Origin of the sequence: Alcanivorax sp. (assembly GCF_014762765.1) — a bacterium.
Lineage (GTDB): Bacteria > Pseudomonadota > Gammaproteobacteria > Pseudomonadales > Alcanivoracaceae > Alcanivorax.
In genome coordinates this window covers 40104-51081 of sequence record NZ_JABURH010000178.1, presented here as the reverse complement: position 1 = coordinate 51081, position 10978 = coordinate 40104, and the positions used below count along the sequence as shown (strand labels likewise).

Sequence of the window (10978 nt, the reverse complement as noted above, 5' to 3'; positions counted from 1 at the left end):
TATTTCATTCTGCTGATGCTGTTGTTCGAAGAAGGCGTGGCCGTCCATGAGCAAGCCATCGATGACCACCTGAAAGGCAAGAACAAGCTCAAGGATTTCACGCCGTTGTTAAAACGGATTGGCTACAAGGTATGGCGGCAGGTGGCCAAGGATTACATCGCCTGGCCGCTGGCGGCGGCGCTGGTGGCGATCCCGATTTCCTTCTACGTGCCCTTCTCGCCCCTGCTGGTGTTCGGCATGGTGGCCGGCGCCAATGCGGTGGCCAACCTGATCCGCAACATCTGGGCATTCACCATTATCTTCTGCGGGCATTTCCCCGCCGGTGCTCACAATTTCACCCTGGAACAGGTGGAAGGGGAAACCCGCGGGCGCTGGTATCTGCGTCAGATGCTGGGCTCTTGCAACATTGAAGGCGGCAAGCTGTTCCACATCCTGTCCGGCAACCTGTCGCACCAGATCGAGCATCACCTGTTCCCGGACATGTGCAGCAACCGCTACAAGGAAGTGGCACCGCGGGTACGGGCGCTGGCCGACCGTTACGGTATTCCGTACAACAGCGCCTCCCTGTTCCGCCAGTTCGGCACCACCTGGCTGAACAATCTGCGCCTGGCCTTCCCCGGTGGCGGCGAACCCTACGAGCCGCGCCGCGAAGAAGCCAGCCAGTCCTGACGTAGACCGCAGCGTGGATGATGCCTTCCGGCTAATCCGCCCTGCGTTTTGGTGGTGAGGCAGGATTAAGGTTGGTGAAATCCGGAAAGGCTTTCCCGACTTTTGCCCTTGCGCTTTGCAAGCAAAGCTCCAACGGTCAAGGCGAGTCGTGGGAGCCTTGCTCGCAAGGCGAAGGCGCTTTTAACAAGCCGCTGCATTTAGCGCCGCCTCACCAAACCGTCTTCCAACACTTGTTCAAAGTGATCCTTCAAGGTATCCGCCGCCGGTCGATAGTTCACCCCCAGCGCCTTGCTGCGGCTATTGTCGAAGCGCAGCGGGTAGCCCACGTTGCGGCTGATGAACTTGCGGGTGACCGGGCCCATGAACGGGCCGACAGCCCATACCACCGGCTTGGGCACCTTCATCATCGGGAAGGGATACTGCTTGCCGAATTGCTTGCGCAGCATGCCGGCGATGTCGAGCATGGACACGGACTGGCTGACCAGAATGTAGCGCCCCTCCGCTTCCGGTTTGAATGCCCCCAGCAAATGCGCCTGGGCCACTTCGCGCACGTCCACCATGCCGTATTCCAAAGCCGGCACACCGGTTTTCAGCTTGCCGCGCCCCATATCCAGCAGGGTGCCAATGCTGGCCGAGTTACTGGCGTTGGTCAGGGACGGGCCGTAGACCATGCCCGGGTTGATGGTCACCAGGTCCCAGCGGCTTTCTGCACTTCCTTTCTGGGCATCGTGGATCTTCCAGGCTTCGCGCTCCGCAGCGACTTTGGAATACTGGTAGGGATTGTGATTGACGCTGCTGGTGGTGTTCCAGTCGGCTTCGGTGAAGGCGCGTTTGCCTTTCATGTCGGTGGCATCCCCGTACACCGAGGCCACGCTGCTGGTGAGCACCACACGCTTGAGGGTGTCGCAGCGGTTGGCCGCATTGAGCACATTGCGAGTGCCCTCCACCGCCGGGCGCACCAGGGCCTCGTTGGCATCGGTGAAGCCATCCAGCACGAACGGCGAGGCGGTGTGCATGAGGATGTCGCAGCCCTGCATGGGTGCATCGAAGCTTTCGGCATCCAGCAGATCGGCCTTGAACAGTTTCAGGATACCCGGCGCAGCGTCGGCGATGCGCTTCAAATGATCGACACTCTTCGCCTTGTTGGGATCACGCACCGTGGCATGCACGGTATGACCCGCTTCCAGCAGGTATTTGACGATCCAGCCGGCAATGTAGCCGGAGGCACCGGTGACCATCACGGTATGAGTGTTACTGGGCATGCTTGGCTCCCGCCGATAAAAAGAAGGCCAACGCTACCACGATGGCAACACAAGACTAGGGCTGTTCGTGCCATTTCCTGGCCGTGCGGCCAACGGCAATCACAACGAAAACAGGCGCCAATGGCGCCTGTTTCATTCAGCTCTGCCAACGTGCCCGGTTGAGCCACATCCACGCGGCCAGCCCCAGCCCCCAGGCACCATTGACGATCAGGCCACCGACCACCTTGGTGGCGTTAACGTCCAGACCTTTCAGGGGAAACACCAGCAGCATGGCCACCAGTGTCGGACCGATGGCCCCGATGATTAACGCGCCCAGCCAGTGCCGGATACCCTGCCAGCGACGGATCAGCCACCAGACAGGCACACCCCAGACGCCGCCCCAGAATGCCAGCGACATCACCTGGGGAATACCCAAAGGCGGCACCGGGGTCATGTTCCAAGGCGCTGCGGGAATGAGCCCCGCCAGCCAGAACAGCGCCAGCACGCCCTGATGAAACAATAGCGTGGCAATAAAGCCACCGGTAAAGGCTTGCAGCCATTGTTGTGCCGAGTTGGGCATGGGGAGCTCCGAGGTTGAGAGGTGTTGGCAAGGCGCGTTACTGATTACCCCGACAACTCTACACCATCCACCCTCCCCCATGCGTGAACAGGCCTAGCATGGTTTAACAGGCTGTTAACTTGAGGAACCTCTGAAAAAAAACCGCTCTACTGTGGGAAGCGATGCTTGCATCGCGAAGGAGCCTGTACACACCGCCGTTATTCGTGATGCAAGCATCACTTCCCACAGAAATAAGGGGGTGTTGGGTTTTTTTCAGAGGCACCCTTACCCCTCGTCCGGGATCTCCGGGGTCACCAATTGCGCCAGCATTTCCAGGGATTCCTGCCAGCCCTGGTAGCAGAATTCCACCGGTATTACCTCCGGCACCCCTTCCTGGGTAATGGTCAATTCGGTGCCACACAGCACCTCTTTCAGGGTGATGGTGACCTGCATTTCGCCGGGCAAATTGGGGTCGTCAAACTGGTCGCTGTGGCGTATCCGTTCGTTGGGCTTGAGTTCCAGGTAGCGGACGCTGAAGGCGTGGCTTTTGCCGGTGGAGAAGTTGGTGAACGACATGCGATAGCCACCGCCTTCACGGGCGTCCATTTCATGGATCTTGCCGGTAAAGCCATGGGGCGGCAGCCATTTGACCATGGCATCGGCATCCAGAAAGGCACGGTAGACGCGGTCGGGGGTGGCGCGCAGGACGCGGTGCAAACGGACGGTATTACCGGACATGATGACTCTCCTTGTTGGGTGTGATGCCTCCGTTCTTGGAGGGGGTATCCTCTTATCGAATGTGGCAGCCATCATTCGACAGGAAGATGCCGGTTTATCGTTTGCCAGGAATGCCATCCGGTAAGCGCCCCGCAACATCAACTAAATTGATTATATTCCACAAAAATAACCCATTTTTAATCAACCATTCTGATCATATAGTGACTCCATCGACGGACAGGCAATGGAGCCTGTTACAGGAGGACGTCATGATCGAGCTGCGCACACGCAATGAACTTGGCCATGCCAGGCACGGCTGGCTGGATACCCGGCATCACTTTTCCTTTGCCAACTACCATGACGCGGCAAGGGTGCACTGGGGTGATCTGCGGGTGTGGAACGATGACACCATCGCACCGCACACCGGCTTTGCCCCGCATTCCCACCGGGAGATGGAAATCATCACCTATGTGCGCAAGGGAGCGATCACTCACCAGGATAGCCTGGGTAACAGTGGCCGCACCGAAGCCGGGGATGTGCAGGTAATGTCAGCCGGTACCGGCATCACCCACAGCGAGTACAACAGGGAAAACACGGAGACACAGATCTTCCAGATCTGGATCATTCCCAACGCCACCGGGCTGCCCCCCACCTGGGGCAGTAAGCCGTTCCCGAAGGCCTCTCGCGACGGGCACTTTGAAGTGCTGGCCAGTGGTTACCCGGAAGACACGGACGCCCTGCCGATACAGGCAGATGCGCGCGTGGTAGCCGCAACGCTGAGCAAGGGTCAGGACATCGAGTACGTGCTGGACCCGGCTCGCAAGATCTACCTGGTGCCTGCCAAGGGACGGGTGCGGGTGAATGGGGTGCTGGCTGAAACCGGCGATGGTCTGGCCATCAGTGATGAAGCCCGGCTATCTGTGGTGGCAGAAGCAGACAGTGAGATCGTGCTGGTGGAGAGCGTCTAGGACGGACCGGCCTGCAAAGAAAAAGGCCCGGCGTATTTCCGGGCCTTTTTCTTTCCTGCAGGAGCTTGCCTGCAGCCATTTCATGCCGACATTATTGGCCGGCCTTTTTCTGCAGGGCGTTTTCCAGTGAGGCAATCTTTTCATGCATGGTGCGCATCAGGTCGAGCATTTCCTGACGCTCGTCGTGGGCAATCTGGTTGTTGGCATCCCGTTCAGCACGCTGTTCACTTTCATGCACTTCCTGGGTGGCGCTGACGATGATGGCAATGAACAGGTTCAGCACCATGAAACTGGAGATCAGGATAAAGGGCACGAAGAAGATCCACGCCAGGGGGTAAACCTCCATCACCGGCCGGGCAATGCCCATGGACCAGCTTTCCAGAGTCATGATCTGGAACAGACTGTAAATGCTTGCCCCCAGGGTGCCGAACCACTGCGGGAAGGCCTCACCAAACAGCTCGGTACCCATTACCGCAAAGATGTAGAACATCATCAACAACAGCGCTGCGGTCCAGCCGATGCCGGGTAACGCCTGCATCAGGGACTCCACCAGCATGCGTAGCCGCTTTACCGATGACAGCAGACGCAGCACTCGCAGGATGCGCAGACTTCGCAGGATCGCCAGGGGTCCGGACGCCGGCGCCAGGGAAATGGCGACGATCAGAAAGTCGAAGACATTCCAGCCGGAACGGAAGAAACGCGGCCCGAATGCTACCAGCTTGAGCACGATTTCCAGCACGAACACGGCCAGCACCACCTGGTTAAGCAGGTTTAGCCACTGCCCTGCCCGCTCCTGGGCTACCGCGGAGGTTTCCACGCCCAGAATAATCGCATTGAGAAGGATCAAAGCTGTAATGGTGTGTCCGAAAAGCGGGGTATTCAGCAGAACAGCCAGGCGTTGCCGCCAGCCGGGGGATACGGACGTTGAAGTGGCCTGCATGGAGAGTCACCAAATAATCCAGGAGGCGCGAGTATACCTGATACAGGAGGGGGAATTGATAGGGGCCGTTGGCGCCAAACTCGCGTGGCGAAAGGTCGGGATGGGTATCCAGACCTTTCGCGTTACGAGCAAAGCGTCAGCGGGAAAGCCCGTGATCAGTCTTCCAGGGTCACCACGGGCTCCCAGACACCGTCGATCACTTTGGAGAGAATCATATCGTTACCGGCACGGTGGTTGGTGGCGCTCATCTTGATATCCACCCCGGTGACCGGGTCGCTGAAGTCCAGGGATTCCATAGCCGCCAGGAAGGAATCGGTGGTCAGATCCGGCCCGGCCTTGCGCAGAGCCTCAATGGTCACCATGGCACCGACACGCCCCAGCACCGCACCACCGCTGGGTACAGAACCATACTGCGCCTGGTACTCATCCGCCCATTGTTTCGCTTCCGGCACATCCTTCATGCGGCTGACGATATCCTGCCAGGGAGACACACCGTAAAGCCCTTCGGTGACCCCCCCGGGTGCCGCGGCAACGGCGGAATGGAAGCCGGCCTGGGAGACCACAAACTTCACGTCATCCCAGCCCATTTCCTTGGCGGTGGCCACCACGGAAATGATCGGCCGCACCGGCAGGGCCACGGCAACCAGCTGGCAACCGGCATCCTTCAGGCGCGCCAGGGTGCCAGTGAAATCACTCTCGTCCGGTCGGTGGGAGGTGCTTTCCGCCAGGGTCAGGGAATCCTTGCCCGCCGCGGCGTCGTTAATGGCCTGGTTCACCTCCTCGCCGAAATCCGAGGGAATGTACATCACACAGATTTTCTCGATGCCGTACTCGTCCGTCATCCAGTTGACGCCTTTCAGTACCCCTTCATAGTAACTGGGGCCAAAGACGAAACGGTGGGAGAAGTCCCCCTCCTCTTCCATCTGTCGTGAAAGCGCCAGAGGAAGAATGCTGGGCACATTATTGCGATCCATCACCGGGAACGCGGCCAGGTTATGGGGCGTGCCCAGACTCATCACCATGGCAAATACTTCATCCCGGCTGATCAGTTTGTTGGTGGCCTGGGTGGCCTTGGGTACCTGGTAGGCATGATCCTCGACGATATAGCGGATCTCACGGCCATGAATCCCGCCCTCGGCATTCACGTCGGCAAACATGTCGTTGGCCACCTGCACCGCCGGGGAGGAAAACGCGGCAAACACCCCGGACAGATCGTGCATGCCGCCCAGTTTGATTTCGGTATCACTGACACCACGCACCGACTCGGCGGCGGCGCTCTCTTCTTCCTTGTTATCACTGCACCCGATCAGGGTGGCTGCGGCGAGAGCCGCCAGACAAAGCTTCTTCATAATGCACTCTCCTCTCGAATTCATACCTGAAGCCGTGACTTCAGGTAATTGCAATCAGTACATGGAATCAATCAGGTGCTTGTGTTTTTTCTCCACGAAGGAACGCTTCAGCTTCATGGTGGCAGTCAGCTCCTCATCCTCGGCGGTGAGCAGCACGTCGATCAGGCGGAAATACTTGATCTGTTCCACCTGGGCGAACTGTTTGTTCACATCCGTAATGATGCTGTCGATCAGGTCGATCACCTCCTTGGCACGACACAGGGAGGCGAAGTTGGAAAACGGGACCTGACGATCCTGGGCATATTTCTCCACGTTTTCCTGATCAATCATGATCAGGCAGGTGAGGTACTTGCGCTGGTCGCCAATGACCACGGCATCGGAAATATACGGAGAAAACTTTATGCGGCTTTCGATTTCCGCCGGGGTAATATTCTTGCCGCCGGCGGTGATGATGATGTCTTTCAGGCGACCGGTAATGGTGAGCATGCCGTCTTCCAGACGCCCCACATCGCCGGTGTGCAGCCAACCATCGCGGATATCCTCGGCAGTTTTTTCCGGCTTGCGCCAGTAACCGGCGAACACATGGTCACCGCGTACCAGCACTTCACCGTTGTCGGCAATGCGCACCTCGGTCTCGGGCAGCGGCTCGCCCACGGAACCCACCCGGGCCCGGTCCTTGCTGTTGAGCGATACCACGCCAGTGGTTTCAGTCATGCCGTAGCCTTCATAGAGCGGCACGCCCAGGGCCTGAAACCAGCGAATCAGGTCCGGCGAGATGGGCGCGGCACCGGTGGTGCCCCGGCGCAGGCGCGCCATACCGATCAGGTCCCGGACATTGCGCAACACCAGCAGATTCCAGAACTGGTAATGCAGCCAGGAAAGCGGCGAGCGTTTGCGCTCACAGTGCCAGCCATCCCCGGCAGCAAGAGCCCGATCGAAGCACCAGCGGCCAAAACCGGTGGCTTCGTCTCGCAGGGTCATCATGGAGCTGTAGATCTTTTCCCACAGACGCGGCACCGCGGCAAAGGTATGGGGCGACACTTCGCGCAGGTTCTCGAATACGGTTTCCGGGCTTTCCGCAAAGTTCACGGTACAGCCCTTGTAGATCGGTACTTCCACCGACACCAGCCGCTCCAGAATATGACACAGGGGCAGGAAGCAGAGCTGGTCGTCGTCTTCATGGGCTTCCAGCACCTGCTCACCAGCCGCCAGCTGGAACAGCACATTGCGGTGGCTGATCATGGCCCCCTTGGGGGCACCGGTGGTGCCGGAGGTGTAGATCAGCATGCGGATGTCATCCGGCTGACTCTCGGCAATGCTGGCGCTGAACCGGGCTTCGACATCGGCAATGCCCTCGCCCAGGACGTAGAGTTCATCCAGGAACATGACCATGGGATCACTGAAATCCCGCAGCCCCTTGCGATCAAAGACGATGACCTTTTTCAGGGTGGGCACCTGGTCGCGTACGGTCAGGTATTTGTCCAGCTGTTCATCGTTTTCCACGAACAGGAAGGCGGAGCCACTGTCATTGACCAGGTAGGCCAGCTGCTCGGCACTGTCGGTGGTATAGACGCCATTGCTGATGCCGCCCGCACCGGCGATACCCAGATCGCAGTAGAGCCATTCCTTGTTGTCTTCACTGAGAATGGAGACCGGCTGGCCCCGCTCCAGACCGAGAGACAGCAGCGCCACGCCGATGGCACGGGCCTTTTCGTAATAGTCCTGCCAGCTGTAGCTCTGCCAGATGCCCAGGTCCTTTTCACGGTGCGCGATTTGCGCTCCCCGTTCCAGGCATTGCTGGCGCCACAGTTTGACCACGGTGTCGCAACCGTGGAGAAGGGTCGGTGCGTTGTTGGTTGTTGTCATCATCAGCGCCAGGTCTTCTTTCGTTTCCAGCGTTTTTCCGGTCGGTCATCCCCCGCCGACTGGCCCAGATAGAACTCGCGAATGTCGTCGCTGGCGAGCAACTCCTCGGCGCTGCCGTCCATGACGATGCGGCCGGTTTCCAGCACATAGCCATGGTCCGCCGTATTCAGTGCCACCTGGGCATTCTGCTCCACCAGCAACAGGGTCACGCCCTGCTCTTTATTCAGCCGACGGACGATGGCGAAGATTTCCTGCACCAGCAGCGGCGACAGGCCCAGGGACGGTTCATCCAGCAACATCAGCGACGGCCGCGACATCAGCCCACGACCGATGGCCAGCATCTGCTGCTGACCGCCAGACAGGGTGCCGGCGGGCTGGTTGCGGCGCTCCAGCAGGATCGGGAAATAGTCATACACCATCTCCATGTCCTGGCGGATACCCGCCTTGTCGCGGCGGATGTAAGCCCCCATGGCCAGATTCTCTTCCACGGTGAGAAACGGAAACACTTCCCGGCCTTCCGGCACGTGGGCGATACCCTGACGGACCAGGGCATCCGGTTCGCGCCCCTCGATGGCTTCGCCAGCCAGGCTGATGCTGCCCTTGCGCGGTGCCAGGGCGCCGGAAATGGTTTTCATCAGGGTGGTCTTGCCGGCGCCGTTGGCGCCAAGGATGGCAACCACCTTGCCCTCGAACACATCGATGGATACCCCGCGCAGGGCCATCACCGGGCCGTAGAAGGCTTCCAGATTTTTGACCTGCAGCAACGGCTGGGCATCCTTCATGGTCTCTTTCTGCACTGCACTCATGAGGTCGCCTCCGTGCCTAGATAGGCCTCGATTACCTTGGGGTCCGCCTGTACTTCGGCCGCGGTGCCCATGGCCAGGGGCCTGCCTTCCGACACCGCCAGCACCCGGTTGGATACCCGCGATACCAGGCTCATGTCGTGCTCTACCATCAGTACGGTCAGACCCAGATCTTTCTGCATGTCCTCGATCCACCAGGCCATGTTCTGGGTTTCTTCCACGCTGAGGCCGGAAGCCGGTTCATCCAGCAGGATCAGTTTCGGCTGGCTGGACAGGGCCCGGGCAATTTCCACCACCTTGCGCACCCCATAGGGCAGGCCGGCGATCAGCTTGTCCCGGTAGGGAGCCAGGTCGAGGAAATCAATCACCTCTTCCACCAGCAGCCGATGCTCCCGTTCACTGCGCCGCACCTTGGGCAGGAACAACAGCTCCTCGAACCAGCGGGTATTGCGCCGGCAATGACGGCCGATCAACAGGTTCTGCAGTACCGAAGAGTGATCGAACAATTCAATATTCTGGAAAGTGCGGGCGATACCCAGCCCGGCCACCTTATGCGCCGGCAGGGAAGTAATGTCCTGCCCGTCAAAGAGGATCTGCCCGCCGCTCGGTTCATAGAGACGGCTGATCAGATTGAAGATGGTGGACTTCCCTGCCCCGTTGGGGCCAACCAGGGTGAACACTTCGCCGGGCTCCACGGTGAAACTGACACCGTCCACCGCTTTCACCCCGCCGAAGGAAATGGAGAGATCCTTTACCTGCAACAGACTCATCGTTGGCGCTCCGTTTTCAGGTAGGTACGGGTACGGCGGAACATGCCCTTGCGGTACAGCGGGAACAGCTGCAACCAGGTACGCACCTTGAACCAGACGCCGTAGAGGCCACGCGGTTCGTAAATCACCATAAGCAGAATCAGCAGGGCGAACAGGGCCGTATCCAGGCCCGGGTAGGCCGCAATCTGGATGCCGGCGGTGTTATCCAGGTAATCACTGGCGATGGCGATCAATTGTGGCAGCAACACCACCACAATGGCGCCGAAGAAGGCCCCGTGCACCGAGCCCAGTCCGCCGATCACAATCTGCAACAGCAAGGTGATGGAGATCAGTACCAGGAAGCTTTCATAGTTCACCGCCTGGGCCAGGTGCGCGTAGAGCGCCCCGGCCAGGCCGGTGATAGCGCAGGACAGGCTGAAAGACAGGGTCTTGGCGCGGGCCACATTGACCCCCAGGGCCCGGGCGGACACTTCACTGTCACGCACGGCCAGGAAAGAGCGGCCCGAGGCACTGCGCAGCAGGTTCAGATACCCCAGGGTGACCAGCACCAGCACCGCCAGGCAGAGATAGTAGAAGGCTTCCGGGGTGGCATAGCGGTCGATCTCCATGCCGAACAGGGCAATGGGCGGGGCAAACACCCCGGCCACCCCGCCGGTAATCGGCTCGGCCATAATCGCCACGTCCTCGATAATGATGCTCAGTGCGAGAGTGGCGATGGCCAGATAGATGCCGCTCATGCGCAGGATCGGCCGGGAGATGATGGCGCCGATCACTCCGGAGGTGACTGCGCTGGCCAGCAAGGCAGGCAGGAAATGCCAGCCGCGCAGCATCAACGCCAGATTGGTAAAGGCCCCAATGGCCATGAAGGCCGCATGCCCCAGGCTGACCTGGCCGGTATGGCCACTGATCAGCATCAGGCCCAGCCCTGCCAGGGACCACACCAGCACGGCAGTGAGCTCACCCAGATAGTAGGTGCCCAGCAGCCAGGGCGCGGCCAACAATAGCGCCATCAGGATGGCGTACTGGGCCAGGTGCCAGCGCCCTTCAAACAGATTGATATCGTCGTCGTAACGGCTTTTGAATCGGTTGCTCATGG

11 protein-coding genes are annotated in these 10978 nt (G+C 59.6%); 2 read left to right on the top strand and 9 right to left on the bottom strand.

All coding sequences use genetic code 11. The annotated features are described in order from the left end of the window. Positions 1–669: fatty acid desaturase (locus tag HUJ17_RS13190; protein ID WP_290511125.1), on the top strand; the 669-nt coding region annotated here is incomplete at its 5' end. Positions 670–866: 197 nt separating this feature from the next. Here HUJ17_RS13190 and HUJ17_RS13185 read toward each other — a convergent pair. The 3 genes from HUJ17_RS13185 to HUJ17_RS13175 all read right to left on the bottom strand — a co-directional run bounded on the left by HUJ17_RS13185 (position 867) and on the right by HUJ17_RS13175 (position 3207). After that, on the bottom strand, positions 867–1931 hold the full coding sequence (locus HUJ17_RS13185) for an NAD-dependent epimerase/dehydratase family protein (RefSeq protein WP_290511124.1): 1065 nt from the start codon (positions 1929–1931) through the stop codon (positions 867–869). A gap of 136 nt (positions 1932–2067) precedes the next feature. Further along, positions 2068–2490, bottom strand: a complete 423-nt coding sequence (locus tag HUJ17_RS13180; RefSeq protein WP_290511123.1) for a hypothetical protein — start codon at positions 2488–2490, stop codon at positions 2068–2070. A gap of 264 nt (positions 2491–2754) precedes the next feature. Then, the gene (locus HUJ17_RS13175) at positions 2755–3207 is read right to left on the bottom strand and encodes an SRPBCC family protein (RefSeq protein WP_290511122.1); all 453 of its coding nucleotides are present in this window, start codon (positions 3205–3207) and stop codon (positions 2755–2757) included. A gap of 248 nt (positions 3208–3455) precedes the next feature. Here HUJ17_RS13175 and HUJ17_RS13170 point away from each other — a divergent pair, with 248 nt between their 5' ends. After that, a complete protein-coding gene (locus HUJ17_RS13170) occupies positions 3456–4154 on the top strand; it encodes a pirin family protein (protein ID WP_290511121.1) in 699 nt (232 codons plus the stop codon). A gap of 91 nt (positions 4155–4245) precedes the next feature. Here the strand turns inward: HUJ17_RS13170 and HUJ17_RS13165 are convergent, their stop codons facing one another. From HUJ17_RS13165 to HUJ17_RS13140, 6 genes are all read right to left on the bottom strand, one after another. After that, positions 4246–5094 carry an ion transporter gene (locus HUJ17_RS13165; protein ID WP_290511120.1) on the bottom strand — a complete coding sequence of 283 codons (849 nt, stop codon included), beginning with the start codon at positions 5092–5094 and terminating at the stop codon, positions 4246–4248. Positions 5095–5249: 155 nt separating this feature from the next. Further along, positions 5250–6443: an ABC transporter substrate-binding protein gene (locus tag HUJ17_RS13160; RefSeq protein ID WP_290511119.1), complete on the bottom strand. Its 1194-nt coding sequence runs from the start codon at positions 6441–6443 to the stop codon at positions 5250–5252. Positions 6444–6497: 54 nt separating this feature from the next. Further along, complete coding sequence (locus HUJ17_RS13155; RefSeq protein WP_290511118.1) at positions 6498–8312, bottom strand: long-chain fatty acid--CoA ligase; 1815 nt, start codon at positions 8310–8312, stop codon at positions 6498–6500. Further along, a complete protein-coding gene (locus tag HUJ17_RS13150; protein ID WP_290511117.1) occupies positions 8312–9115 on the bottom strand; it encodes an ABC transporter ATP-binding protein in 804 nt (267 codons plus the stop codon). The genes HUJ17_RS13155 and HUJ17_RS13150 overlap by 1 nt, the downstream gene beginning before the upstream one ends. After that, positions 9112–9882, bottom strand: coding sequence for an ABC transporter ATP-binding protein (locus HUJ17_RS13145; protein ID WP_290511116.1), 771 nt, complete (start codon positions 9880–9882; stop codon positions 9112–9114). Before HUJ17_RS13145 ends, HUJ17_RS13150 begins: the two co-directional genes overlap by 4 nt. Beyond that, positions 9879–10976 (bottom strand): branched-chain amino acid ABC transporter permease, encoded by a 1098-nt coding sequence (locus tag HUJ17_RS13140; protein ID WP_290511115.1) that lies wholly within the window; start codon positions 10974–10976, stop codon positions 9879–9881. Before HUJ17_RS13140 ends, HUJ17_RS13145 begins: the two co-directional genes overlap by 4 nt. Positions 10977–10978 lie beyond the last annotated feature (2 nt).

Bases quoted from the DNA above. Each gene is read 5' to 3' on its own strand.
- HUJ17_RS13150 (WP_290511117.1), bottom strand. From the start codon at position 9,115: ATGAGTGCAGTGCAGAAAGAGACCATGAAGGATGCCCAGCCGTTGCTG.
- HUJ17_RS13170 (WP_290511121.1), top strand. From the start codon at position 3,456: ATGATCGAGCTGCGCACACGCAATGAACTTGGCCATGCCAGGCACGGC.
- HUJ17_RS13185 (WP_290511124.1), bottom strand. From the start codon at position 1,931: ATGCCCAGTAACACTCATACCGTGATGGTCACCGGTGCCTCCGGCTAC.
- HUJ17_RS13145 (WP_290511116.1), bottom strand. From the start codon at position 9,882: ATGAGTCTGTTGCAGGTAAAGGATCTCTCCATTTCCTTCGGCGGGGTG.
- HUJ17_RS13160 (WP_290511119.1), bottom strand. From the start codon at position 6,443: ATGAAGAAGCTTTGTCTGGCGGCTCTCGCCGCAGCCACCCTGATCGGG.
- HUJ17_RS13180 (WP_290511123.1), bottom strand. From the start codon at position 2,490: ATGCCCAACTCGGCACAACAATGGCTGCAAGCCTTTACCGGTGGCTTT.
- HUJ17_RS13155 (WP_290511118.1), bottom strand. From the start codon at position 8,312: ATGATGACAACAACCAACAACGCACCGACCCTTCTCCACGGTTGCGAC.
- HUJ17_RS13165 (WP_290511120.1), bottom strand. From the start codon at position 5,094: ATGCAGGCCACTTCAACGTCCGTATCCCCCGGCTGGCGGCAACGCCTG.
- HUJ17_RS13175 (WP_290511122.1), bottom strand. From the start codon at position 3,207: ATGTCCGGTAATACCGTCCGTTTGCACCGCGTCCTGCGCGCCACCCCC.
- HUJ17_RS13140 (WP_290511115.1), bottom strand. From the start codon at position 10,976: ATGAGCAACCGATTCAAAAGCCGTTACGACGACGATATCAATCTGTTT.